This is a genomic window from Lactobacillus sp. ESL0791 (assembly GCF_029433255.1).
GTDB lineage: Bacteria > Bacillota > Bacilli > Lactobacillales > Lactobacillaceae > Lactobacillus.
In genome coordinates this window covers 736,361-761,897 of record NZ_JAQTHU010000001.1, presented here as the reverse complement: position 1 = coordinate 761,897, position 25,537 = coordinate 736,361, and the positions used below count along the sequence as shown (strand labels likewise).

Below are 25,537 nucleotides of genomic sequence, written 5' to 3'. Positions count from 1 at the left end.
CTTTAATGACTGACCGCCAAATATAAAGTTTGCGTCAGTTTTTTTGTTGCCAAATTTAGTGTCTGCAAAACATAAGGCGTGTTACTATCGCCAATATTTTCGTAGACCTTCGTCCCAGTAGCCGCAACTTTTTGCAAAAAAGGTGGCAAAACCAAATTTAAGGGTTCATTAAAATAAGTTAGGCTCTGATTAGACAGCTCCTCCTGGGCTACACGTGCTTGTGGCAGCTGATACTTCATCAAACCTGCCGGTACAACTTGCATTTCAGCCACAACTCCGTACCAGTACATAAAATTATCGGGGCCAAAAACTACTAAACTTGAACGACAGTCCGCCAAATTATTTTCCTTAAGAAAATTCTGCCAGTTCTGATCATTTTCCATTTCTGCGTTGCTGGCGGCAAATGACCGCTGCTCATTCATCAAGCTATCGGTAAACGGTCGGCCGATAAAAGTAAGGCTTTCTTGTTCCTTTTCCATCTTAATCTCCTAATATTCATCTAATTCTTCTTCAGAAATAACTTCGCCAGCCAGGAAAGAATTTATTTCTGTGGAAGAAAAACCATGTGTAAACAAGTAATTGCGTATTTTGCGCTCACGCTCACTGCCAGTGAAGCGGCGAAATTTTTTGTAAGCCTTGATTCCCTGCTTTTTCAGGGCATCGAGCTGGTCATCATCATCGGCTGTCAAATCTATTTCGTCAAGAATCAACTCACTAAAACCACTATCAAAACCATGCGTAAGCAGCTTAGCGCGCATTTTCTGCTTCAGCTCACGCTCAGACATCTTGCCAATTTTACTCTTCATCGACTTAAGGACACGCTGACCCACGGGAAGCCAAGCTTCATCAGCAACATTTTTCAGTTCAAGCTGACTAGTTTCAGGAGCAACCCCCTTAGCAGACAACTTTTGCAAAACAGCACGGGGCCCATCACTGCCGATGCGCAAATTATTTTGCAGAACCAGCTTGACATACTTTTGGTCATCCAAATAGCCCAGATTGGTCAATTGATCGACGGCAGAATCAGCCGATTCATCAGAAATTCCGTGCTTTTTTAGATATTGTAAAATTTCAAAAATTGTCCGCGGTTCATAGCTCAGAAAACGTGACGCGAGATTGGTAGCTTTGGCATCGGCATCAAACTGCTTAATTTCCGTAATTTTTTCATTAGTCAATTCTTGGCCCTGAAGCAGAATGAATTCCGCAACGGTTTGCTGACTCGCTGAAAAGGCATACTTCCCGTCTAAAAAAATATTGTAGCGGTCAGCCCGCTTTTGGGCACTGACCTTGGTAATAAGTGGCATTGTTTAACCTCACTAATTAATTCTACTACTATGCTAGCAAATTTTTTAATTCATTGCGAAAAACTTTTTCCAGGTAGTACAATTAACTAGCAAAGAATTAGTTTTTAGTAGAAAGAAAAAAAGATGCAGAAAAATTTTAACCATAATTCAAAAGAAAAAGATGTAATTATCACTATCAAGCGCTTAGGGATCAACGGTGAAGGGATCGGCTATTACAAGAAAAAGATCATCTTTATCCCTGGAGCTCTACCTGAGGAAGTGGTGGTTGCTAAAATCACTAAAGAATATCCCCACTACATTCAAGCAGAATTAGTGCGAATTAAGGAAAAAAGCCCCGACCGGGTTGCTTTTCCTAAAGATGTCAGCCCGGCTGTCGGAGGTTTGGAGCTTGCTCATCTTGCATATTCAAAGCAGCTTGAATTTAAACGCAACAATGTCCTTGAAGCCCTCAAAAAGTATCATCCTCGCGGCTACAGCAAGTACAAGGTTAAAAGGACAATTCCGGCACCGGACGAGTGGCATTACCGCAACAAGGCGCAGTACCAAATTGAACAAGAACACCGCGAAACTAAGCTGGGGCTATTTGCGCCCAATTCTCATGAATTGTATGATCTGCCGATCATGCCAACCCAAAATAAAGATACGCAAAAAACGGAAAGAGCAATTAAAAGGTTAATTATTAAATTACACGTGGCAGTTGCCAATCCTTTCCGGCACTTTTCCGGAATTAAAACGATTGTCGTCCGTCAGGCAGAAGCCAGCAAGGAAATTCAGGTGACCTTAATCACCGTTGGCCGTGAAATTAAAAATTTGCCCGCATTAGCCCAAGAAATTATGAAATTGCCGCATGTTGTCAGCCTTTTCCAAAACGAAACCGATTGGCGCAACCCGCAGGTGTGGGGCAATAAAACTACCAAGCTTGCAGGAAAAGACCAAATCATGGAAGAAATTTTAGGGAAAAAGTTTGCGCTCTCGCCCCGAGCCTTCTTCCAACTGAATCCCAAGCAAACGGTCAACCTTTATTCCGAAGCACTCAAGTTTCTGGATCTGACACCTGACCAGACCTTGATTGATGCATACAGCGGTGTCGGTACTCTCGGCATTCTCGCCGCTGACCAAGTCAAGCAAGTGGTTGGCATCGAAACTATTCCGGATGCGGTTGCCGATGCCCGGCACAATGTACAGCTGAATCACATCAAAAATGCCGATTATTTTCAGGGAAGTGTTGAAAAAGTTTTACCGCGCTTGCAGGACGAAGGCCTAAAAGTTGACGCTTTAATCGTTGACCCGCCAAGAACCGGTTTAGCCAAGAGCTTAATCAAGACAATTTTACACACAAAACCGCAAACTTTCGTTTATATCTCCTGCAACCCATCAACTTTGGCCCAGGATTTAGTTCTACTGACCGAAGTTTATGATGTGCGCGTAATTGAAAATGTTGATATGCTGCCACAAACACCACGTTGCGAATGTGTCGTCAAATTAACCTTACGCAAATAAAAAAATCACGAAATTACTTGTTCTAATTTCGTGATTTTTATTAAACTTTAAAATTTTTAATCAATTATTCTTTCGGCAAGCGATGGATAAAAGTACTGGCTGATCTTTTGCTTGATCACGCCCTCGCCGGAAGCAGCAGCATGGATAAATTCGTTATTACCGATACAAATTCCAACATGGGTTGGTGCCGAAGCTGGTCCCCAGAATAAAAGGTCACCCTTCTTCAAATTTTTAAGAGAAACTTTTTTGCCAGCACTGACTTGCGTATATGTTGTCCTTGGCAAAGCCTTATTGCAGGCATTATCATAAACGTACTGCACCAATCCAGAGCAATCAAACGCATTGGGGCCAGTTGAACCATAAACATAGTTCTTGCCCAATTGCTGTTTTGCCAATTCCACAATAGCAGCACGCTGCTCTTTCTTAGAAAGCTCAGCCGCATCGACTTGCTGTACACCATTACCAACAGAAAAGTCAGTAACCGTAATTCCAACAAAAACTAAAGAAAAAAATGTAATTAACTTTAATAAACAATGTTGATGCTTCAATGCCTTTTCCTCTACTTACCCTATAAAAACTGATAGCATTTATAATAATGATTAAATGTTACAAATTCGTTTCAAACCTGCTACCGTAAAGTTAAAAATTTTATATGCGAAGTTACCCAGCTTTTACCTGCTGCTTACGCAAAATTTTTTTGCAAATAAAAGCAGTTGCCGAAAACTCAGCAACTGTTTTTATCATGTGAATGAGAAAGTTCAAGATTAGCAGATTTATATTACCATTTACCAATTTTGCATATAGTTAGCTTGCAATAACAGCCCTATACATTTAAGCTGTTAAAAATTTACTCTAAAATAAGGACATATTTTATCATGAATATTTCTCTTCACGCTTATTATTATAGCTGATTTATGTAAGCGATTGCAACAGCTAATTTATATATTTAGCAAGAAAAGTCTGCAACCGCAGTTTGTATTCTTGGGGATGCTTGGCAAATGACTGCGCATGCTTGGCATTAGGAGCAACCCATAATTCCTTCTGTCCTCGGGTAGCTTGGTAGTTGCGGTAAACCATTTTTGTCGGCACGAAAGTATCTTTGGCACCATGAATAAACAGCATTGGTCGGTGATTTTTATGCAACTGAACAATGCTTGAACCATCATTTAAAAAATAGCCAACTTTTATTCGGTTAATTCCGCTTAGAATTTCTACTAACGGAAAACGAGGAAAAGCCGGCATCCCGTACAGGACTTTGGCTTCATGTTCAATCTCGTCTTTAACACTGGTATAGCCGCAGTCTTCAACAAAGGCCTTAACCTGGGCCGGTAATTTTAGACCGCTGACCATCATCGCTGTGGCGCCACCCATACTGACACCAAAAATGACAATTTGCTGCTTTTTACCCTTCTTCGCAAGTAGAAGATTCAACCACTTTTTAATATCATCTTTTTCCGGCCAACCGTAACCAATATATTTTCCCTGGCTCTCACCCTGACTGCGGGGATCAGGCGTTAAAGAGTTGTAGCCCAGCTGGTGAAACAGAGTAGCATACTCGCCCATATCCTCTTTCGTATCCATGTACCCGGGCAAGATAATGACGCTCTTACGTGAATTTTTATCCGGAATATAATTGGCAACCAGACGATATTTCCCGTCTGCGGACTTAATCGACCATTTCTGCTTCTTATGTTTTTTAAACCAGATCTTTTGCGAATATAACGGATCAGACTTTTTCACATAAGCACTGTGACCACTCAAAAAACTCTTGTGACCAGGAACACAGGCAACCTTAAAGAAATAAAGGCCAGCGCCCACAAAAACCCCAGATACTAGTACAATAAAGACAATTAATGTCAGCCATAGTTTTTTATGTTTTATCCGTTTCACAAGTAACCCCTCAATCCTTTATTCAAAATTCAATATCAAGTAGTATACCACTTTAGAATGCGCAAAATTATGAGATTAACAGATTTCTTACAAATTACAGCAGACCTAGATCAGCAGACAAAATTTTATCTTTCACTTGGAAAAAACATGCTGCCGCTTGCCAAAATCAAAATTGCAGGAAATGAGTGCTTGCTCTACCCAGGCAAGATCGCCATGACTAAGGAAAAGTTTAACCGTTTAATTAAAAATCTCCACCACCGCTCAATCACACTTTGGCTGGTTGATGGAAAGAAAAAAATTGCCACCTTCGGCATCCAAATTGCCCCAGATGGTCAAAAAATCAAACTTACTTAGATTATTTCTTTCTGTACTGCCGCTGACGTTCGCTAATACCGGCAAAATACCAGGTACCTTTCTCAGCATCACTTGTTAACTCTACGTCATCTTGCGGCTCAGTCAAAGCCTGAGTAAATACCTCTTCGTATTCGGCAATTGTCAGCTTGCGCCGCTTTTGCAGCTGCTGCTCATCACTACCTCGCATCAGCATGTTTTGATGGCCAATGATCACCTTACCAGAAAGAAATTCGCCCATGGCACCCGAACCATAGGAAAAAAGTCCAATCCGCGCAGAAGGCGCAAGCGCCCCATTTTCCAACAAGCTCAGCAGGCTGAAATAAAGTGCGGCGGTATAAGTATTGCCGATCCGTTGCCCCAATTGAATCGAAGCAGTAAAGCTGTTATTCAAACGCTTAGTTGTCACCTCATCTTGTCCCGCTACCGCTATCCGGTTGGCCTTCAGACCCATTTTGCTGAAAGGTAAGTGATAGATAAGAGCAGCAAAATCGTTTGTTTTCAATCCCGTCATTTTTTGGTAGGCCGTAAAAGTTGTTTTAAAGAAATCAAGGTAAATCGCTGTTGAAAACTTGCCGTCTACCAAAGCAAGCTTACTTTCGTTAGGGCGCCAAAAATCATTGATATCCGCACTGCAAGCACTACTTTGCGGGTCAAGTGCAAGAATGCCCGGATCTTTTTTAACCAGCAGGCTGATGCTGCCAGCTCCTTGCGTCACTTCGCCCGCTGTCTTTAAGCCATAACGCGCAATATCACTCCCGATCACAATAGCTGTTTTATCGGGATGAGCCTGAATATAATCACGTGCTGTCACCAAGGCCGCCGTCAAGCCGAAACAGGCCTCTTTAATTTCAAAGGTGCGCACATCCGGGCCAAGGCCCAGCGCGCTATTGATAAATAATGAGCCCGACTTTGACTGATCAACTCCGCTTTCGGTTGCTAAAAGCAGCAGACCGACTTTTGCCGAATCAATTCGGTCAAAATAACGCAGCGTTGCATTTATTCCCATCGAAACCGCATCCTGTGTTTCATCGGCCACACTCATTTCTTTTTGCCCGATACCAATCAAGAACTTGGCTGGATCCTCATTGCGCGCGTGGGCCAGATCCACCAGATCAATATACTTATTAGGGGTATACATCCCTATCCGGTCAATTCCAATCTGCATTAATTGTTTCTCCTTAGTTCTTTTAAGATATCCTTACTAGCCTGTTCGCTATATTTTTCAGTGGCAATCATTTCCCTAAGAACTGCCTTTTTTTCTTCTTCGCTGGCGGTAAGCCGTGCAACTACATTTCGCGCCTGTAATTTCATGTGTCCGGCCTGAATGCCTTCCGTAGAAATCGCCAAAAGTGCCGCAAAGTTATTCGCTAGCCCTATACTTGCCGTCACATTGGCTAATTCACTGCTCGTGATTCCGCTGCCTAAAATATTAAAACTCTGCTGAATATCAGCCCGCGAATCGATCGAGCCGCCAACTGTCCCAAGCGGCAGCGGCAGTGTCAATTCACCCACCAATTTTTCGTCTTTAAGCTGCCACTTGCTTAAGCTGTGATATCGTCCACCGCTACTAGCAAAAACAGCCGTTGCCGCTTCCACGGCACGAAAATCATTGCCCGTCGCCAGCAAAACCGCATCAACTCCGTTCATAATCCCCTTGTTATTGGTTACGCCGCGATCGGGATCCGCTTGACCAATTTTGCTCAGCAAAGCGATCTTTTTAGCAACGTCGTGGCCGCCAATCATTGCGGGTTCCAGTTCCACCTTGGCTGCCGTTAACTGGCTGGGGCAATTCGTCAAAATAGCAAATAACTTTTCCACAATTCCAGGCAGTTCTGTTATTTTTTTACCTAAAAATTCTAGAATTGTATTTACCTTATTGGCTCCCATGGCTTCTGCAGGGTCAACCAAAACTCTAAGAAAAAGCAAATCCGCTTCTCTTCTAGCCGTGATCTCCTTGACGCCGCCACCGTGATTGACCAAACTAGCAAATTCATCGTTGACCAAATTAAGCAGCTCAGGAAACTTAGCTTCAAACTGTGATAATGAGAAATCTGCTTTAACCCGCAAAACAATTTGACCATAAATGCCATTGCGAACACTCTTGGCCTCGACGCTGCCATTTTGCGCAAAAATTTTGGCCCCGTGATTAGCTGCTGCGACAACTGACGGCTCTTCTGTCGCCATTGGAACCAGATAATTCCGGTCATTGACCACTAATTTCCCCACCAGACCCAAAGGCAAACTAATCTGGCCCACAACATTTTCGCTTAATTGTTCCAACTTCTTTAGCTCATTTTCATTAACTTTTGTCAGCTTAATTCCCTGGCTACGCAAAAGCTGACGTCGGTCTTTCGCAGACATCTGATAAAACTTCATTTAAAAATCCCTCACGACTTCATAAGCAATCGCCTGCCCACCGCCAATACAAAGGGTAACAAGTGCCCGTTTACCGTTAATCTTTTTAAGACTACTAATAGCGGCCATAACTAGCCGTGTTCCAGAAGCGGCCAGTGGGTGCCCCAAGGCAATGGCCCCGCCAGCAAGATTTAACTTTTCCTCTGGAACCTGCAAATCACGGGCAACTGCAATTGCTTGAGCGGCAAAGGCCTCGTTTATTTCAACAGCATCGTAGTCCGTGATTCTTCTTCCGCTTTTCTGCAATAGCTTTTTAACCGCATAATATGGCGCGTAACCCATATAAGCAGGATCAGTGCCTGACTCGGCAAATTGCCCTAATCGGGCCAGCGGCTGCAAGGCCATTTCTTGTACTTTTTCTTCAGATGCAAGCAGCACTACGCTGGCACCATCACTTAGAGGCGATGAATTTCCCGCCGTCACCTGACCGTTTTCACTGAAAACCGCCGGTAATTTTGCTAGTGCCGATAAGCTGGAATCCGCCCGAATATTTTCGTCTTGGCTAAAAATTATTCCGTTGATGGTTAGCGGGACAATCTCATCCTTGAAAAAATCTTCTTTTACCGCCCTGCTCGCTTTCCTGTGCGATTGCAGGCTAAAAAGATCCATCTCTTCCCGCGAAACTTGGTACTTTCGGGCAATATTTTCCGCTGTTAACCCCATATGCTTACCCGAAAATGGATCCTGCAGCCCATCAATCAGCATCGTGCTGGCAAGCGGCTTGGCGGGATTTTTTTGTACGGAAAAATAAGGGGCATTCGTCATGCTTTCGGCCCCGCCAACGGCAACGAGGTCTAAATCTCCCAGTTCAATCTGGCCCTGAGCGAGACGCAGCGCCTTCAAGCTCGAACCGCAAACTTCGTTCACCGTTACGCTAGCACTTTCCTCAGTCATTCCGGCTTTTAAAGCAACCTGACGCGCCATGTTCTGCCCTAAACCGGTACCAAGGACATTGCCCATAAAAAGGCCATCAAGGGCCCGGGCATTTAAATTAATACTCTCAAGTGTCGCAGTTAACGCAATTTCGCCAAGAGCAACTGCATTTTTTCCACTTAGAAGGCCGTGATAGCGACCAAATGGAGTCCGTTTAGCTGCAACTACATAAATATTTTTCATTAAGAAATCTCCTAGCTCCAATTGTTAAGCACAATCTTAACGGATTGGTTTGATAATGGATAGCTATTCACTGCCAGATTAACTTAATCTTTATAAAAAAGAAATAGGACTCACAAGTCTAATTGAATCCTATTTCTAAACTTTTATATTTTATTTCTGTGTTTTATTTTTCTGATCTTCAGCTTGCAGCTGGTTGCCCAGCATAATCACATACTTTCTGAGGTCATCCTTGATTTCTGGATGACTCAGGCCATATTCAATTGCCGTTTCCATGTATCCTTCTTTGTTACCAACATCATGCCGCTCACCCTTAAAAACGTGGGCAAAAACGCGCTGTGTTTTATTCATCGTATCAATCGCATCGGTCAATTGAATTTCTCCGCCGCGGCCCGGTTTTTGTGTCGCTAAGACATCAAAAATTTCCGGTGTTAACAAATAACGGCCGATAATTGCATAGTCACTCGGCGCCTTGTCAACTTCTGGTTTCTCCACAAAGGACTTCACGTTAATCAAACCGGGCATGATCTCGGTGTCGGGCTCAATCACACCATATTTGGAAACTTCTTGATGGGGCACCTGCATAACGGCAATTGTTGACGCGTGCGTTTTATTATAACGGTCAATCAGCTGCTTGGTCAGCGGCACCTTGTCGTTCATGAGGTCATCCCCCAGCATCACAACAAACGGCTCATCACCAATAAAACTGCGGCTGCGGGCAATGGCATCGCCTAACCCAGCGGGATGCGGCTGACGCGTGTAGTACAGATTAATACCAAGATTTGTAATATTCTGCGACAAATTAAGTAATCCGGTTTTCCCAGTTTCCTGTAAATTCTGTTCAAGTTCGGGATTAGAATCAAAGTGGTCTTCAATCGGTCGCTTATTTTTTCCGGTCACGATTAAAATATCTTCAATCCCCGACTTTTTCGCTTCTTCAACAATAAATTGAATTGTCGGCTTATCAACAATCGGCAGCATTTCTTTCGGCATTGCCTTGGTTGCAGGTAAAAACCTGGTTCCAAGACCAGCAGCCGGAATAACAGCCTTCCTAACTTTCATATAAATACGCTTTCTATTTAAAACTTGTTCCTAATATACCAGATTTAAACGCAATCTGCCAGAACTAATGACGGCGTTTTTGGCGAAAATACTCAGCCAATTTCCCCGCTGAATACTGAACTTTACCATACTTCATTTCCACCAATGCCGAATTGACGCAGCAGCCAACCAGCAAAAGGACCGAAGAAATATTAAGCCAGAGCATAAAAATAATAAAAGTGCCGATAATGCCGTAATTTTCCCAGCTAATGTGAAAATGGTGCAGGTAAAAACTAAAAAGATAAGATAACAGCAGCCAGCCAATTACTGTTGTAACAACCCCCGGCCAGATAATTCGTTTTTTCAATTTGATATTGGGCAAAACATAATTCAAATAATAGACCGCAATAATCAAAATGATGATGACAACAGGATAACGGTAATTAAAGATTTTTTTCACTTCATCAACCGAAAACGAAAAAATCGGCTGAAGAAAATCCAGAACTTGTTGGCCAAATAAGAAAACCACACCCAACAAAGTAAAAAGTAAAATCATTAATGTCGTCAGTAAAATTGTGATCGAGCGCGTCCACACTGTTACCAGCAATTTTTGTTTTAGTTCAATCGCGTGAACCCCATATATCCGGTTCATCCCGATTCTGATGGCATTTACAAGCGACGAAAACGACCAGAGGGCGACCACAATACCAAACGAAATATAACCCGTTGAGTTACTCTTAAGGAGTGAATTAACAATCGGCATGATAAACTTGGCAATCCGGTCGGGAAAAATCAGATTCACATAACTTGCTATCGGCCCCGTATCAATGTGAAACAGCGGCAAAACGTTCCCGATAATAATGATAATCGGAAAAATCGAGAACAAAATATAATAGGCAATCACAATCGAGCTCGCGATTACTTCGCCCTGACCAAATTTGCGTGATACTAATTTATAAAATTGGCCAATCCGCCGATTAATTGCCGCCCTAGTTGCTTGCATTCTTTTACCTAATCATCCATCTCGTCAAAATGCGGCAAATATTTTTCATAGCCGTCGTAAGGTTTCTGCAGTGTTAAAATCTTGGGACCATCCTTAGTAATGGCAAAAGTGTGTTCAAATTGCGCCGATTTTGAACCGTCCGGCGTTGCGTAATAAACCCAGTCATCTTTGGGATCGGCAACCGACTTTTGGACGATCCGCCAATCGCCACCGGCTTCAACCATTGGCTCACAGGTGATGGTCATGCCTTCACGCAGCCTAATTCCATGACCGGCCTTACCCCAATGAGGCACCTCAGGGTCTTCGTGGATACTTGGCTGGATGCCGTGTCCGACAAGTTCGCGCACATCACCGTAATGGTGCTCTTCTTCAACAAAATTTTGAATTACTGCACCAATATCGCCAACGCGGTTTCCTAAAATCGCCTGGTCAATTCCAAGGTACATCGCCTTCTTGGTAACGTCCATCAAATCCTGATCTTCTTTAGAGATCTTGCCTACTGGATAAGTCGTACAGGAATCCGTTTCAAAACCATCTAAATTACAAGTGACATCGACTTTAACCAGGTCGCCCTCTTTCAGGACAAAATCCTTTCTGGGTGTGGCGTGAGCAATTTGGTCATTAACAGAAATGCAGGTGCCATACTGGTAGCCCTCAAAGCCTTGTTCCGACAGCCGACCGCCCCGGTTCTTAACAAATTCTTGACAAAACTCTTCAATTTTCCAGGTTGTAATCCCCGGCTTAATTACTTCACGCAGACCTTCAAACATTGAAGCTAGCAGCCTGCCTGAAGCCTGCATCCCTTTAAGTTCACGAATAGATTTTATTGTAATCAAAATAACTCTCCCCTTAATCAATATACTTGTTTCCATTATATCGTTTTTTAAAAGTTTGCTAAAGCAAATCGAAAAATCACATAATTTATGTATAATGTTTATAATGGATAATATATATGAAGGGTATGAAACATCAATGAAAGCTAGAATTGTTTATGCTAGTATGACCGGAAACGATGCAGACATGGCGGAAATTCTTGAGGAAGATTTACAAGATTATGGATTCGAGGTGGAAACTAGTGAGGCTAGTTTTACCGACGCTAGTGACTATTTGACAACTGATTTATGTATTTTTATCACCTATACCTACGGCGAGGGCAAAATGACCGATGATGTTGCTGACTTTTATGACCAGCTTCAAGAACTTGACCTTACTGGCAAGTTTTTTGCAGTAATGGGTAGTGGTGATAAAAGTTATGGTGAACATTTTTGTGAAAATGTGCTTGATTTTGAAAAGATGTTCAAGCAACTCGGTGCTCAAGAAGTTACTAAGGCAGTTCTAATTGAAAATGCACCGGATGATGACGCGATCGACCAGATTGATCAGGCGGCAAAGGAAATGGCTGATAAACTAAATGACTAAGGAAAGAAACAGAACTTCTTCAGGCGACCCCAATATCCGCACTTTGGGGGCAAAATTAATTAGACGGCACCGTAATTTGTTTGTCTACATGGTCTTTGGCTTCATTGCCGCCCTGATTAATACTGTCGTTTTCATGATGCTGCACCAGTGGTGGCACAGTGTTGTGGTTGTTTCCAACACGATTGCGTTCATTATTTCCAATTTGGCATCGTTCTTCTTTAATCAGAAGGCTGTTTTTATTAATAATGTGGACGAAGAACATACAACTTGGCATAAGCTGGTAGTCTTCTTTGCCTACCGTATTATTAGTTTAATTCCCGATACATTGATCATGCTAGTTGGGCTATCCTGGCTGCACTTGAACGCACTGCTTGTGAAAATTGTCGATCAGGTTCTGGTGGGGATTTTCAACTATTTAACGACAAGATCAGTTTTTCAGGCTCAGGAAACCACGATGGTTGAGCGGGCTAAAAGAAAAATTCAAGAAAAACGGCATAGCAGATAAAAATTCTACATAATAAAACTCCGTGATTGAGCAAACTAATTACGGAGTTTTATTTTGGTTAAATTATCTTTTCAAGCTGACGATATTGAAACTTTATTCCAGCTTAGCTTCAAGCGCATCGGTTAGCACCTGAGACAGATCAAGCTGTTTTTTCTTACCCAAGTCCACCAAATAATCTGGTACCAAAACTTCTTTACGAATTTTTTTTGAATTACGATGTCGGTATTCTCTCATATTGACAGAAACGACAGTTTTTATTTCATTTTTAACTGTTTTAATATCTTCAAGCTTGGAAGACTTAGGATAATCCACCGCATCATACAAAACACAGCCAATCGCATCACTAGCCATAAAAATTGCGTTAGCTAAATCTGTACCTTCTGTCCAAAGACCATCTTCATTGCCGATATCAGGAATATTGACCAGATACATTCCTTTTTCCTCAGGACGTAAAATAATTGGGTAAGTTAATAATTCTAAGTCTTTCATTATTTTAAACCTGCTTCCTTTAGTATCTGCTGTTCCATTCCTTTTCCAAGATTAATTACGCAAAATCTCGCGGCTTTGCACCTTTTTTATCAGAAAAATAATAAGCAATCGCATTTATAATCCGGTCGCTGGCCTTGCCGTCGCCGTATGGATTTTTCGCATCAGCCATTGCCTGATACACTTCCTTATTTTCCAGTAATTCCAGCATTGCCTGTTTAACAGCTGCAGTCTGTGTGCCAACTAATTTGAGCGTTCCGGCTGCAACTCCTTCAGGCCGCTCCGTCGTATCCCGCAAAACTAGCACCGGCTTTCCTAGCGATGGCGCCTCTTCCTGCACCCCACCGGAATCGGTCATAATAAAATAGCTGCGTTTAGCAAGATTATGGAAATCAACCACGTCAAGCGGCGAAATCAGATGAATTCGCGGATCATCATCCAAAATTTCGTGTGCCGTTTTCTGCACAGCTGGCGACAAATGAACCGGATAAATAATCTCAACATCCTCGTGGCTGTCAACCACTTCTTTCATTACCTTAAAGACCCGCTTCATCGGCTCACCCTGATTTTCTCGGCGGTGCATGGTCACCAGAATTACCCGATTACCCGGGCTAATCTCATCCAAGACTTGGTGGTGGTAATCCTCTTGCACCGTTTGCTGGAGCGCATCAATTGCCGTATTGCCGGTAACGAAAATATTTTTGCCTGAATGATTTTCCTTAAGCAGATTTTCCTTGCTGAGCTTGGTCGGCGCAAAGTACAAGTCAGACAAGTCATCTGTCATCTGACGGTTCATCTCTTCGGGAAACGGCGAATACTTATTCCAAGTCCTTAGACCCGCTTCAACGTGCCCTAAAGTCTTCTGTTCGTAAAAAGCCGCAAGGCTAGCCGCAAAACTGGTTGTAGTATCACCATGAACCAAAACAAGATCCGGCTGTTCCTGATGAATTACCTGGGCCAGATCTAACATGACCTTGCTGGTAATTTCTTCCAAAGTTTGCTTTTGCCGCATGATATTAAAATCATAGTCCGGCTTAATTTTAAAAATTTCCAGCACCTGATCCAGCATTTCCCGGTGCTGCGCACTGACAACCGTTACCTCATCAAACCGATCATCCGCCTTTAATTTAAGAACAAGCGGGGCCATTTTAATTGCTTCTGGCCGCGTGCCAAAAACGGTCATTACTTTAATTTTTGTCATTTTTATCTCCGAATTATCTTCAAAAAAATAAAGGTACTATTTTACTAATACCTTTATTTTTTCTATAAGGTAATGTCCCCACTAGCTAACAGCTCATCACACTTAGTCGGCTCAAACTCGCCGCCGGTTGCAAAATTATCCGGCACAACCATGATGCCGCGTTTTTGCGGGGCATGCTTTAAACCAAGCTCACGTGCTGAACAGATCATCCCATATGAATCGACACCGCGCAAACTGCCTGGCCAAATTTGCTGGCCGTTCGGCATCAGTGTTCCCGGCAATGCGACAACCACTTTTTGCCCCTGAGCAATATTCGGTGCACCGCACACAATTTGGTGTTCTTCATTACCAACATCAACTGTTGTTACATGAAGGTGATCAGAATCCGGATGCGGGTCGCATGTTTTAACATAACCGTATACCAAAGTCGGCCTGCCATAAGCCAATTTATCATTAAAACCTGCAGCAGCTATCTTGTCATTCAGCGCTGCCAGCTCCTTATCAGTCAGCCTAACCTGTCCATCGGGCAATTTATCATAGTCAATTAACTGTTCAACATTGAAAAAGTTAAAACCAATTAAATTACCTTCTTCATCCGTAATTCTGGTGACATCATCTTTTTCTTCAAATTCACTCTTACCGTTATCTTGTGCCAAAATAACGATTAACGTATTGGGATAACTGCGCTTATTAATGCTCGTAATCATTTAAAAATTCCCTTCTATCACTTAGTCTAGCGACCGCAAAAAGTCTTCAACTTCTTGTTTAGTTTTGCGATCCTTATTGACTAGTCTACCAATTTCTTGCCCATCTTGGTAGACAACAAATGAAGGAATTCCCATAATATTCAATTCTTTAGCCACATCAACGGCACCATCACGGTCAATCTGATAAAACTTGCTGTCAGAAAAATCTGCTTCAATTTCCGGCATAAACGGAGCCAAAAAACGGCAGTCTGGGCACCAGTCAGCAGAAAATTCCAGCACAACCCGACCCGATTTAGTAATTTCTGTCAACTTATTTTGATCTAATTTTTTAATTTGTTCCATTTTGTTACCTCGCTAATCAAGTATACAAATATTATAATTTTAAACCGACGTTATTCAAATCATTTTGTTTCAAATTTTGCATGCAGGGCATAAATCGGGTTACCTTTAGCCGCAAATTTATGTTCATACTCGGTTTCAATATTTTGTGCTAAAATCTCCGGTTTTTCATGATGCAGATCGACTGAGACAAAGTTAAACTTCATGCCAAAATTGTTCATACTGAGAAGAGAATAGGCAAACAAGCCCGCATTATCGGTTTTAAACTCAATTTGCCCCTTGTCAGTCAGTACTTTTTGATATTGACATAAAAATGACCTGTAAGTTAAACGTCGTTTTTCATGACGCGTTTTCGGCCATGGGTCACTAAAATTCAGATAAATTTTTTCAGCTGAAGCGGGAGGAAAGAAAGAAGCAATCTCTGCAGCATCTGCACATAAAATCTGTAAATTATCCAAGTGATTCGCTAATTTTGTTCGTAAGATCATCCCCGCCGCAGTTATTTGCAGTTCAAGCGCGACAAAATTTTTCTCCGGATATTCCTGCGCCAAGGTCGTAATAAATTGTCCCTTACCCGAACCAACCTCAATTTCAAGCAGTTGATCAGGGTGAGAAAAACGACTGGCCCAATCGATCCTCTTTTCCGGATCCGGCCAATCCAGCACACTTTCTGGATGCTCATGAACTAAATCAACAGCCCAAGGCTTGTTGCGTAATCTCATCTACTTCTCCCCTTCCTTAATTTTATAAGGTAAATATCCCAGTGTCACTAAAGCTGCAAAGACTAATAGCAGCAAAATTGCTGAGAAACGAAAAACACCAACAGGTAAAACAATTTTCCAGGAAATAGCAATTATCCCCCATTCAAGCAAAATTGCTTCACTAACCACCTGCGCCATTGCCCGGCCACGGTTTGCTCGCTCAATCGGATAAACCCGATACATGATGTTTTGGTCAAATTCACCTGTTAACGGCAGCAACTGGTAAACTGTTAGAAAAATTACCAGGCATGACAATCCCAGCGCCCAGGCCCAATTTTGCACCAGCCACGAAATTAGAACTGCAAAGACCGTCATCCGCACCAGTAGGTTTAAATATTCCGGATTACGCAAAAGCGACCTGCGATATAAAAATTTATTGGGATTTTCCTTAGCCAAACTGCGCGGCAACAGCCAATCCAAATATTTCCGCCGCTTAATCGTAACGCGGCGCTCCTTAACATCGGTAAACATGCTAAATAGCGAGTAAACCTGATTTTTCCGTGCTTCTTCCGCCTTAATTGCAAAGCGCCAGTTAAATAGACCGCCGGTTTGCTTAACCACCAAGACGCCTGCCAGCATAACCAAAATAAGGCCAAGAATTAAGGCCAAAGGATAATACAAACCTGCAAGTAAAAAAAGCACACTAACAATATTAAACAGCCAAAATGGTAGCCTCTGGCTGAAAAACAGATTATGTTTGCTAATCTCAAGCTGGATAAATTTGCAGACCAAAACAAGTAAGACCGCCAGCAAATAATACAATGGTTTGATGCCGGCCTTGATTGCTGCAAACGGGAATAAAATTCCCGCTAGAAGCAATAAAATAAGACTGGGCACAATCATACTGTAAAGAAGCAGCGGCCGCAAATAGGCCTTCATTTGTCTATCTTGCGTAAATAGAAACTGCGCGTCTGCTTTTTTCAGTAAAGTAACCAGCTTGCCAATTAATAATGGTACCGCCAAGAACAGCCCCACCAGTAACTTGTAAAACCAAAGATTTGCGGGAATTTCTTTCATTGCCTGTGCATACCAAAACATTAATGCTCCAAACAGAAAGATCAGAGCCAAAATGAAAAAGTCATTGAAAACCAGCAGCAAATACTTGAGCGACTGCTTAAAGTTTTCTACCAGCCGTTTTTTTGCTAATTCTGCCATTAAGCCTGCTCCTGATTTAAAACTTGATAAAGCCGATCGAAAGAATCATCCGGCTTCAAGCCGTAATGCTGGCGAATCTCAGTTAAACTGCCAATCATCTCAATTGTTCCGTTGTTAAGCACCGCATAGTTGGAAATTGCTTGCTGGGCATCCGCTAAAACATGCGTGGTCATCAAAACCATTTTCCCAGAGGAAATTGCCTGCTTAATCAGCGCCAGAAGCTTGGCCACCGCTAACGGATCAAGTCCAGTAAAAGGTTCATCAATTACCAGCAAAGCGGTGTCTGCCAAAAAAGCGGCAACAATCATTACCTTTTGCTGCATCCCTTTAGAAAAGTGAATTGGTAGCCAGTCCAACTTGTCAGCCAAGCGAAAATCTGTCAGCAATTTTTGCGCACGCGGCCAGGCTTCGGTCTCTTTTAGTCCGTAGCTCATCATTGTCAACTGCAGATGCTCTTTCAAAGTTAATTCCGGGTACAAAACCGGCATCTCTGGAATATACGCTACCTGCCTTTTAAACGCAGTCGGCTGCGCCGTTAAATTAACCTCATTTAAGGTAATTGTCCCTTTTTGCGGCCGTAATAAGCCCAGCAAATGCTTGATTGTTGTCGACTTTCCGGCACCATTGAGGCCAATCAGGCCCAATGCCTCACCAGGCTTTATTTCTAAATTAATGTCTTTAATTACTGGCACCCCCGTATAGCCACCAGTCAGATGTTCAATTTTTAGAACCATTTTTCCTATCTTTCTTTACTGAATTTATTTACTTTCTATGATAGCATGAAACATATAGGAAACTAAATTACAAAATCGAGGTTTAAACATGAATAAATTAGATGAAGATTGTTTATTTTGTAAAATTATTCGCGGTGAAGTTCCAAGCTATACCGTTTTTGAAAATGATGACGTCAAAGCCTTCTTGGATATTTCACAAGTAAATCCCGGCCACACCCTGATGGTGCCGAAAAAGCATATTACTAACTTTTTCGATTATAGCCCGGAAGATATTAAAAAATATCTGCAGTACATTCCGGCGATTGCCAACGCCATCAAGAAGTTTGATCCCAAAATCACAGGAATGAACATTAACTCCAACAATGGTAAAAGTGCCAACCAGGTTGTCATGCATTCACATATTCATTTTGTCCCCCGCTTTGAGGGCGATGGCTTGAAATTAACCACTCGCAATAATGCCGACAAGTATACTGAGGAAGATTATCAGGCAGTTGCTGCTAAAATTCGGGAGCAATTTTAATGAAGAAATGGAGCTTAGGGCTGGTAATCGGCGCTGCGGCAGGCGTTATTATTTCTCTTGTAAAAGATAAGAATGGTCACCGTCTTGGTGGGCCGTTGAAAAATGAAGTGACTGCTTTCGGCAACGATGTCAGCGAACTTGCTTTAAATATCGGCAAATTAAAAAATGCAAAGCGGCAGTTGGCAGCTGAACTACCAGCAGCGCAACAAACCGTCAGCGAGCTCAACTCTAAAATTAAGCATTACCAGGATGATACCGCCGAGTTAACGAACAAAATGAAAAAGTCGTACACCGATTTTGCCAGCAAACCCGGTGAAAATCACTAAGAAAAGCTAAAGAAAAAACGACTTTTCTGTGAAAATTTGAAATTTGAAATCAGGACTGGTCAATTTATGTTATATTAGTTGTCGGTACTTAAATTATTAAGGATGTGGAGAATTTATTTTATGAAGAAATATATAAAGAAAATTGCCGCAGTTGCACTTGTCGCAGGAATGGCACTCTCAACTGCTGCATGTTCGAATGGCGGTAAAACTGTTGCTTCTTACAAGGGCGGCAAGATTACGCAAGACGATTATTACAACGAAATGAAAAAATCGCAGGCGGGACAAACCACTTTAGCCAACATGATTATTAATCATGTTTTGGATCAACAATACGGCAGCAAGGTTTCAAGTAAACAAGTTAATGCACAGTATAATAAATATAAGAAACAATACGGTTCCAACTTTGGTGCTGTTTTACAGCAAAACGGCATGACCGCATCTGCTTTCAAAGATAACCTGAAGACAACGCTCTTGTCTGAAGCTGCTTTGAAAGACATCAAAAAGGTCAGCAAGAGTCAAGAAGACAGCGCTTGGAAGGCCTATGAACCTAAAGTTACTGTTCAGCATATCCTTGTTTCAAAGAAGTCAACAGCACAAGATATTATCAATCAGCTAAAGAACGGCGCCAGCTTTGCTAGTCTCGTTAAAAAATATTCACTTGATCCTGGTACCAAGAAAAACGAGGGTAAGCTTCCTGCTTTTGACTCAACCGACACAAGTTTAGATGCTGCCTTTAAAGCTGCCGCATTCAAACTTAAGACCGGTGAAACTACTAAGAGTCCGGTTAAATCACAATCCGGTTACCACGTAATCAGAATGATTAAACATCCTGACAAAGGGTCATTTGCTTCTCACAAGAAGGAAATTGACGACCAAATCTACCAATCAATGTCGCAAGACCAAGAAACAATGAGAAGTGTTATTGCAACGGTTTTAAAGAAAGCCGATGTTTCGATCAAAGACAAAGATTTGAAGAACGTTTTGTCAGCATACGTTTCAACTTCAGGTTCAAGCGTAACTAAGTAATTTAACTTAGAATAAAAAAATCTATCAACGTTTTTGTTGGTAGATTTTTTTCTACCCAAAGTCAAGTGTAAGAAGGAATCAATTAATGTTTTCATTGGAAAGCCTCTAAAATTAGTTTGAATAGCTTTATTTGGGAAGGATAAAACGTAAAACAAATAAGCTTAGACCAATTGCATTTTTGAACTAAGCTGTTATAGTTATCTTGTGACCAGTGATTCTAGTTAAAGCCCTATTATTTTTTGACTACGCTATAATCATATAATTGGTCATGCACAATCAAATAGTAGATAGTCCTTGTTAGTTTGTGGACTGCTGCGATGGCGATTTTCTTGAAGCTTTTGCTTTGGGAAGATCGTTTTTTCTTTTCGTAATAATCCGCAATATGACAAGGCTCATAGTGCCTAACTGAATCAATTTGTCCGATTGTATGATAAAGAATTTTACGGCCAATTGGGTTGCCACGTTTACTGATATGATCAGTAAGCTCCATTTCACCTGACTGATAATGGCGCAAGTCTAAACCAACAAAGGCATTTAAAGCATTAGGATTCCGAAAACGTCTAATGTCGCCTAATTCACCTAACAGTCTTACTGCCGTAATTTCAGAAATTCCGGGAATACTTTTTAATATTTTTAAGTCATTTTTAGGCAGTTTAGCCGCTAACTCAACCATTTTTTGAATTATTTGTTTGCGTTGCCTGTTTAATAACATTAATCTTTGAGCATAGTATCTGGCTTCCTCAACCTCAAAAGTATCTTTATCGACTGTAGGATAGGCTTTGTCAGCTAATTCAATTAAGCGGTTAGCTAATTTGTCAGCCCGATGTTTGCCAATACCGTGGAAATTCAATAAGCATTTTACGATGGCATCATAGCCCAAATTTTTAACAACTTGTGGATGAGTAAAAGCTTGGACATAACGCCAATAATTTAACCCATTAGTTGTGCTGGTAATAGTTTCTAATTCAGGAAAGATAAACTGTAAAACCCGATGTAAACGATTCTTAGCTGAAACGAAATCATGAGTTAATTGCTCATAAAAACGGCTCATGGCACCCAACTGCTGATAGTTAGGATTTTGTAAGTAAGTTGGTGCACGGTGGTAAATAAACTGTGAGTAAGCCAAATCGCGCGCATCGTGCTGATCTGTTTTACTCTTTCTGAATTGATTCAATTGCAGCTTAGCTTTAAGGGGATTAAGCATAGTATAGCGATAATTGTGGTGGTTAAGAAAAGCTTGCAATCTGCAGGAATAAACACCTGTCGCTTCAAAAACGATTTGCGGTTGTTCTTGATAAAATTCCAGTTCGTCAAGCAATTGTTTAAAGCCAATGGCATCATTGGTAATATCAAATTGTTTGATGGCAAGCTTATTAATCATAATACAAACAGCAGATTTACGGCTGCTAACATCAATTCCAACTACAACTACATTTTCATCCTAAAAGGCCTCCTACTAACTTAATTGTGCAGGAAGAAGTTAAAAGCTAGATCAAGTTAAACTGTATCTAATTTTCTATACCGGACATCAAGTGCCAACATACTACGAAGAGATTTTAGTTTAAATGATGAAGTTGTCAGTTTAGTGTGGGGCGTCAAATACTTGATTAAGTATAAGCGTCAAAAAGCTACAGGGCATATTAACTTCAACCCTGCTTCAATTTTAAAACAAAGAAAAAGCAGTGAATCAATATTCCGTCGAATATCGACCCACTACTAGGTTAGTATGTTTAGTATATTTAAAATTACTAAAGTTATTCGGCTTGAGCAGCTTTTTGATATTTCGCCAGTTCATCTTCTGAACAAAAAACGAAATGTCCCGGTGCCACTTCACGCAGCTTTTGGTCTGGCGACTGATTTTCAACGCTGGCATCGTACGGCAAACGTGTTCGTTTCCGTTCAATTTCCGGATCGGGCAAAGGCACCGCTGACAACAGGCTCTTGGTATACGGATGAAGCGGATGATTATAAATTGTATCAGCCTCACCCAGTTCCATCAACTTGCCGTGGTGCATTACCGCAATTCGGTCGCTAATGTACTTAACCATCGACAAATCATGTGCAATAAAGAGGTATGTCAGCTTCCCCCGGTCCTGGATATCTTTAAGTAAATTTACAACCTGAGCCTGAATGGAAACATCTAGAGCGGAAATCGGTTCATCTGCAATGATAAATTTGGGGTCAACCGCTAACGCGCGGGCAATTCCGATTCGCTGCCGCTGCCCGCCGGAAAACTCATGCGGATACCTTGTTGAATGGTCGGGATTTAAGCCAACTACTTTTAATAATTCGTTGACACGCTGACTGCGTTCCGCGTCATTTTTGACCAAGCCGTGAATATCCAGACCTTCGGCAATGATGTCCTTAACCTTCATCCGGGGATCCAACGAAGCATACGGATCCTGAAAAATCATTTGCACATTGCGCCGAAAATTTAGCATTTTTTTACTGCGTTTTTTGATCTTGCTAATATCCTGCCCATCATAGATGACCTTGCCAGCAGTTGGGGTGTACAAGCGGATGATGCTGCGGCCAGTTGTGCTTTTACCCGAACCGGATTCACCCACTAAGCCAAAAGTTTCACCCTCATAGATGTCAAAACTAACGTCGTCAACCGCTTTAACTTCATTAGCTTTACCTTGATTAAAATATTGTTTAAGATGCTGCACCTGCACAATTTTTTTTCGTTCAGTCATTTATTTAACTTCTTTCTTTTGCACCGTTAGCAAGCATCTGCTCGTACTCTTTGGCACGTTCAACAATTGCCTTCGGCGGCTCAACTTTCGGGGCATCAGGATGCAACAGCCAAGTTGCCGCATAATGCGTATCACTCACTTTAAAGAACGGCGGCTGCGCCTCTAAATCAATCTGCATCGCGTACGGATTACGCGGCGCAAACGCATCTCCTTTAGGCGGATTCAATAAATCCGGCGGCGTCCCCGGAATCGACGGCAGTTTTTCCTGATTGGTGTCTAAAGTAGGCATTGAACTTAGCAATCCCCAAGTGTAAGGGTGTTTGGGTTGGTAAAAAATTTCATCTACCGTGCCAATTTCAACAATTTTTCCGGCATACATTACGGCTACGCGGTCGGCTATACCGGCAACCACCCCTAAATCATGCGTAATAAAAATGATTGAAGTGTCCAATTTTTTCTGCAAATCACGCATCAAATCGATAATCTGTGCCTGCACAGTTACATCCAGGGCTGTGGTCGGCTCATCAGCAAGCAAAATTTCGGGATTATCAACAATGGCAATGGCGATAACAATTCTTTGACGCTGCCCACCAGAAAATTGATGGGGATAGTCCTTCATCCTATTTTTGGCATCGGGAATGCCGACCAACTCCAAAACTTCTTGAGCACGCTCAAGGGCCTTTTTCTTAGAGATTTTATTATGAATGAGCAGGGGTTCCGCTACCTGACGCCCAATATTCATCGTTGGGTCTAGTGAAGTCATTGGATCCTGAAAAATCATCGAAATATCATTCCCCCGGTGGTGATCCATTTCCTTATTCGATTCCTTCAACAAGTCCTTACCTTTGAACAAAATTTTTCCCTGTTCAATCACGGCATTCGGGGCTAACAAGCCCATAATGCTGCGTGTGGTGACTGATTTACCAGAACCGGATTCACCTACAATTGCTAACGTTTCACCTTTTTTGAGATTAAAACTAACATCACGAATCGCCTGCACAGTGCCGGCAAAAGTTTTGAAATTAATTTTTAGGTGGCTAATTTCTAATATATTATTTGACATTCAGTTCTATTCTCCTTATTCCGATTTTGGATCGAATGCATCACGCAGGCCATCCGCAAAAAGATTAAACGCAATCATTAAGATACACAGCATCAGTGCTGGATACCACATTTGGTATGGCAAAAAGCGGAAGGCTTTCTGCCCGTCGGATAATAACGTTCCCAAAGAGGCATTCGGGGCAGGAATCCCTATTCCGATAAAGCTTAAGAAGGCTTCAAAGAAAATTGCGTTCGGAATCGAAAACATTGTTTGAATGATGATGGTTGACGACAAGTTAGGAATCAGGTGCTTTAGTGCGATTTTAAAGCTTGATTCGCCCAGCGTCAGCGAAGCCAAGATATATTCCTGCTCCTTAAGCTGCATCGTCTGCGCCCGAATCAGCCGCGCCATCGTTACCCAGCTGCTGAAGGCGATCGCAATAATAATCGATGACAGGCCCGGCTTTAAAATCAGCAGGAGCAAAATAACCACAATCAAGTTAGGCACAGACGAAATTATCTCAATAATCCGCTGCATGATCGTGTCAACCTTGCCACCCATCCAGCCGGAAATAATGCCATAGGGCAATCCAATTAGTAAATCAACCAACGCCGCAACGAAGGCAATAATTAATGACAAACGTGTACCATACAGCACCCGTGAAAACAAATCGCGTCCAAGATAATCTGTTCCTAAAACATAGGTCCGATTTTTCGGAACATTGTTAGTATCGTAGGGATAGGTCACGACTCCAGCAGCATTTTTAATCTCGCCCCGAAAGCCCGGAATATTGGTATTGGCAATGCGCGGGGGCAAGTTGGCGTAATCAGGATTTTGTGCATTCGGGTCATGCGGCGCAATAATCGGCGAACAAAAAGCCAGCACCGCAATGATCACTAAGATAAAGAAAGAAACAACCGCAACCTTATTTTTGCGTAAACGGCGAACCGCATCCTGAAAAAAGGTTAAAGACGGTGCACTAATTTTTTCTTGATTAGCAGATTGATCCCCGCTAAGTCTTTTGAAACTATCAGCCGTAATTTTAATCTCTTCCATTTAATTATTCTCCTTGCCAGCTATTCTAATCCGTGGGTCAATCACACTGTACAAAATATCCGTAATCAGTAACATAATCATAAAAAGTAATGCGTAAAAGATCGTTAAACCCATAATTGTCGGGTAATCATTGGTCATAATTGACTTGACAAACTGCTCACCGATTCCCGGAATTGAGAAAATATTTTCAACTACCAGCGAGCCGGTTAAAATATTTGCCGTCAGCGGTCCCAAAATCGTTATTACTGGAATCAAGGAATTACGCAAAGTATGCTTAACAACTGTTTGCCAGCGGGTATTGCCCTTCGCCTTGGATAATTCAATGTAGTCACTGTTCAGCACATCAACCATTTCCGTCCGCATAAACCGAGCGGTTTGGGCTAACGGCGAAACAGCTAGTGCCAGAGATGGTAAAATACTGGATTTCCAATCCGTCCATAATGCAATTGGAAAAATATTCCACTTGAAAGCTAAAAAGAATTGCAACAAAACGGCTAAGACAAAACTCGGGACCGAAATTCCCAAGATTGAAACAAAAGTTGCCAGGCTGTCAACCCAATTATTTTTATTCACGGCGGCAACCGCACCAAGCAAAATACCTAGCAGCGAACCAATAACCATTGCCTGTGCACCGATTAATAGCGACGGTTTCAAACGTGAAACGATTAATTGTAAAACGGGTTGGTTATTAAATTGAAAAGATGTGCCAAAATGTCCGTGCAGCATATTTCCTAAATAAATTAGATATTGCTGCCAGATTGGCTTATTCAGACCGTATTGCTCATTCATAATTTTTAATTGCGCCGCTGATAGCTTATCTTGATTGGAAAAAGGTGTTCCAGGCATCAATTTCATCATAAAGAAGGTAATACTTGCGACGAGAAACAAGGTTATAATCATATAGCCCAGCCGCTTTAAAATATATTTACCCATTTATCAATTAA

29 protein-coding genes are annotated in these 25,537 nt (G+C 41.9%); 7 read left to right on the top strand and 22 right to left on the bottom strand.

Annotated features, from left to right (window positions below):
• Positions 1 to 2: 2 nt before the first annotated feature.
• Entirely contained in the window at positions 3 to 479 is a 477-nt protein-coding gene (locus tag PT285_RS03815; protein WP_277147939.1) for a hypothetical protein, read from the bottom strand.
• Between the two features lie 9 nt (positions 480 to 488).
• Positions 489 to 1,304, bottom strand: a complete 816-nt coding sequence (recX, locus tag PT285_RS03810) for a recombination regulator RecX (protein ID WP_277147937.1) — start codon at positions 1,302 to 1,304, stop codon at positions 489 to 491.
• Positions 1,305 to 1,427: 123 nt separating this feature from the next.
• On the opposite strand from recX, the gene rlmD reads away from it, so the two are divergent.
• On the top strand, positions 1,428 to 2,804 hold the full coding sequence (gene rlmD / locus PT285_RS03805; protein WP_277147935.1) for a 23S rRNA (uracil(1939)-C(5))-methyltransferase RlmD: 1,377 nt from the start codon (positions 1,428 to 1,430) through the stop codon (positions 2,802 to 2,804).
• 56 nt (positions 2,805 to 2,860) lie between these two features.
• Here the strand turns inward: rlmD and PT285_RS03800 are convergent, their stop codons facing one another.
• Positions 2,861 to 3,352, bottom strand: coding sequence for a C40 family peptidase (locus PT285_RS03800; protein ID WP_277147933.1), 492 nt, complete (start codon positions 3,350 to 3,352; stop codon positions 2,861 to 2,863).
• A 385-nt stretch (positions 3,353 to 3,737) separates the two neighbouring features.
• Complete coding sequence (locus tag PT285_RS03795) at positions 3,738 to 4,694, bottom strand: alpha/beta hydrolase (protein WP_277147931.1); 957 nt, start codon at positions 4,692 to 4,694, stop codon at positions 3,738 to 3,740.
• Positions 4,695 to 4,763: 69 nt separating this feature from the next.
• On the opposite strand from PT285_RS03795, the gene PT285_RS03790 reads away from it, so the two are divergent.
• Positions 4,764 to 5,048 carry a hypothetical protein gene (locus PT285_RS03790; protein ID WP_277147930.1) on the top strand — a complete coding sequence of 95 codons (285 nt, stop codon included), beginning with the start codon at positions 4,764 to 4,766 and terminating at the stop codon, positions 5,046 to 5,048.
• A gap of 1 nt (position 5,049) precedes the next feature.
• Here the strand turns inward: PT285_RS03790 and PT285_RS03785 are convergent, their stop codons facing one another.
• The 6 genes from PT285_RS03785 to map all read right to left on the bottom strand — a co-directional run bounded on the left by PT285_RS03785 (position 5,050) and on the right by map (position 11,456).
• Positions 5,050 to 6,213 carry a hydroxymethylglutaryl-CoA synthase gene (locus PT285_RS03785; protein WP_277147928.1) on the bottom strand — a complete coding sequence of 388 codons (1,164 nt, stop codon included), beginning with the start codon at positions 6,211 to 6,213 and terminating at the stop codon, positions 5,050 to 5,052.
• Positions 6,213 to 7,424 (bottom strand): hydroxymethylglutaryl-CoA reductase, degradative, encoded by a 1,212-nt coding sequence (locus tag PT285_RS03780; protein ID WP_277147926.1) that lies wholly within the window; start codon positions 7,422 to 7,424, stop codon positions 6,213 to 6,215. Before PT285_RS03780 ends, PT285_RS03785 begins: the two co-directional genes overlap by 1 nt.
• Complete coding sequence (locus PT285_RS03775) at positions 7,425 to 8,579, bottom strand: thiolase family protein (protein WP_277147924.1); 1,155 nt, start codon at positions 8,577 to 8,579, stop codon at positions 7,425 to 7,427.
• A 150-nt stretch (positions 8,580 to 8,729) separates the two neighbouring features.
• A complete protein-coding gene (gene galU, locus PT285_RS03770; RefSeq protein ID WP_277147922.1) occupies positions 8,730 to 9,638 on the bottom strand; it encodes a UTP--glucose-1-phosphate uridylyltransferase GalU in 909 nt (302 codons plus the stop codon).
• A gap of 64 nt (positions 9,639 to 9,702) precedes the next feature.
• Positions 9,703 to 10,620: a YihY/virulence factor BrkB family protein gene (locus PT285_RS03765; protein ID WP_277147920.1), complete on the bottom strand. Its 918-nt coding sequence runs from the start codon at positions 10,618 to 10,620 to the stop codon at positions 9,703 to 9,705.
• Between the two features lie 8 nt (positions 10,621 to 10,628).
• A complete protein-coding gene (map, locus tag PT285_RS03760) occupies positions 10,629 to 11,456 on the bottom strand; it encodes a type I methionyl aminopeptidase (protein WP_277147918.1) in 828 nt (275 codons plus the stop codon).
• A gap of 136 nt (positions 11,457 to 11,592) precedes the next feature.
• Between map and PT285_RS03755 the strand changes: the two genes are divergently transcribed.
• Both PT285_RS03755 and PT285_RS03750 read left to right on the top strand, forming a co-directional pair.
• Entirely contained in the window at positions 11,593 to 12,039 is a 447-nt protein-coding gene (locus PT285_RS03755; RefSeq protein WP_277147917.1) for a flavodoxin domain-containing protein, read from the top strand.
• Positions 12,032 to 12,544 carry a GtrA family protein gene (locus PT285_RS03750; protein WP_277147915.1) on the top strand — a complete coding sequence of 171 codons (513 nt, stop codon included), beginning with the start codon at positions 12,032 to 12,034 and terminating at the stop codon, positions 12,542 to 12,544. Before PT285_RS03755 ends, PT285_RS03750 begins: the two co-directional genes overlap by 8 nt.
• A gap of 93 nt (positions 12,545 to 12,637) precedes the next feature.
• Here the strand turns inward: PT285_RS03750 and PT285_RS03745 are convergent, their stop codons facing one another.
• The 7 genes from PT285_RS03745 to PT285_RS03715 form a co-directional block, all read right to left on the bottom strand.
• A complete protein-coding gene (locus tag PT285_RS03745) occupies positions 12,638 to 13,033 on the bottom strand; it encodes a type II toxin-antitoxin system HicB family antitoxin (RefSeq protein WP_277147913.1) in 396 nt (131 codons plus the stop codon).
• Between the two features lie 55 nt (positions 13,034 to 13,088).
• Positions 13,089 to 14,231, bottom strand: a complete 1,143-nt coding sequence (gene wecB, locus PT285_RS03740) for a non-hydrolyzing UDP-N-acetylglucosamine 2-epimerase (protein ID WP_277147912.1) — start codon at positions 14,229 to 14,231, stop codon at positions 13,089 to 13,091.
• 62 nt (positions 14,232 to 14,293) lie between these two features.
• Positions 14,294 to 14,938: a YtpR family tRNA-binding protein gene (gene ytpR / locus PT285_RS03735; RefSeq protein ID WP_277147910.1), complete on the bottom strand. Its 645-nt coding sequence runs from the start codon at positions 14,936 to 14,938 to the stop codon at positions 14,294 to 14,296.
• Between the two features lie 21 nt (positions 14,939 to 14,959).
• Positions 14,960 to 15,280: a thioredoxin family protein gene (locus tag PT285_RS03730; RefSeq protein WP_277147908.1), complete on the bottom strand. Its 321-nt coding sequence runs from the start codon at positions 15,278 to 15,280 to the stop codon at positions 14,960 to 14,962.
• Between the two features lie 59 nt (positions 15,281 to 15,339).
• On the bottom strand, positions 15,340 to 15,999 hold the full coding sequence (gene trmB / locus PT285_RS03725; protein ID WP_277147906.1) for a tRNA (guanosine(46)-N7)-methyltransferase TrmB: 660 nt from the start codon (positions 15,997 to 15,999) through the stop codon (positions 15,340 to 15,342).
• Complete coding sequence (locus tag PT285_RS03720) at positions 16,000 to 17,193, bottom strand: ABC transporter permease (protein ID WP_277147904.1); 1,194 nt, start codon at positions 17,191 to 17,193, stop codon at positions 16,000 to 16,002.
• Positions 17,193 to 17,927, bottom strand: coding sequence for an ABC transporter ATP-binding protein (locus PT285_RS03715; RefSeq protein ID WP_277147902.1), 735 nt, complete (start codon positions 17,925 to 17,927; stop codon positions 17,193 to 17,195). The genes PT285_RS03720 and PT285_RS03715 overlap by 1 nt, the downstream gene beginning before the upstream one ends.
• A gap of 88 nt (positions 17,928 to 18,015) precedes the next feature.
• Here PT285_RS03715 and PT285_RS03710 point away from each other — a divergent pair, with 88 nt between their 5' ends.
• From PT285_RS03710 to PT285_RS03700, 3 genes are all read left to right on the top strand, one after another.
• Complete coding sequence (locus tag PT285_RS03710; protein ID WP_277147900.1) at positions 18,016 to 18,447, top strand: HIT family protein; 432 nt, start codon at positions 18,016 to 18,018, stop codon at positions 18,445 to 18,447.
• Entirely contained in the window at positions 18,447 to 18,773 is a 327-nt protein-coding gene (locus PT285_RS03705) for a hypothetical protein (RefSeq protein WP_277147898.1), read from the top strand. The genes PT285_RS03710 and PT285_RS03705 overlap by 1 nt, the downstream gene beginning before the upstream one ends.
• A gap of 120 nt (positions 18,774 to 18,893) precedes the next feature.
• Positions 18,894 to 19,799 carry a peptidylprolyl isomerase PrsA gene (locus tag PT285_RS03700; RefSeq protein WP_277147896.1) on the top strand — a complete coding sequence of 302 codons (906 nt, stop codon included), beginning with the start codon at positions 18,894 to 18,896 and terminating at the stop codon, positions 19,797 to 19,799.
• 232 nt (positions 19,800 to 20,031) lie between these two features.
• Here PT285_RS03700 and PT285_RS03695 read toward each other — a convergent pair whose 3' ends face one another.
• The 5 genes from PT285_RS03695 to opp3b all read right to left on the bottom strand — a co-directional run bounded on the left by PT285_RS03695 (position 20,032) and on the right by opp3b (position 25,526).
• Positions 20,032 to 21,216 carry an IS110 family transposase gene (locus PT285_RS03695; RefSeq protein WP_277150602.1) on the bottom strand — a complete coding sequence of 395 codons (1,185 nt, stop codon included), beginning with the start codon at positions 21,214 to 21,216 and terminating at the stop codon, positions 20,032 to 20,034.
• 337 nt (positions 21,217 to 21,553) lie between these two features.
• Positions 21,554 to 22,495: an ABC transporter ATP-binding protein gene (locus PT285_RS03690; RefSeq protein ID WP_277147894.1), complete on the bottom strand. Its 942-nt coding sequence runs from the start codon at positions 22,493 to 22,495 to the stop codon at positions 21,554 to 21,556.
• Between the two features lie 4 nt (positions 22,496 to 22,499).
• Positions 22,500 to 23,558 (bottom strand): ABC transporter ATP-binding protein, encoded by a 1,059-nt coding sequence (locus PT285_RS03685; protein WP_277147892.1) that lies wholly within the window; start codon positions 23,556 to 23,558, stop codon positions 22,500 to 22,502.
• Positions 23,559 to 23,573: 15 nt separating this feature from the next.
• Positions 23,574 to 24,593 carry an ABC transporter permease gene (locus PT285_RS03680; protein ID WP_277147890.1) on the bottom strand — a complete coding sequence of 340 codons (1,020 nt, stop codon included), beginning with the start codon at positions 24,591 to 24,593 and terminating at the stop codon, positions 23,574 to 23,576.
• Positions 24,594 to 25,526, bottom strand: a complete 933-nt coding sequence (gene opp3b, locus PT285_RS03675) for an oligopeptide ABC transporter permease (RefSeq protein ID WP_277147888.1) — start codon at positions 25,524 to 25,526, stop codon at positions 24,594 to 24,596. It abuts the gene before it with no gap.
• Between the last annotated feature and the right edge of the window lie 11 nt (positions 25,527 to 25,537).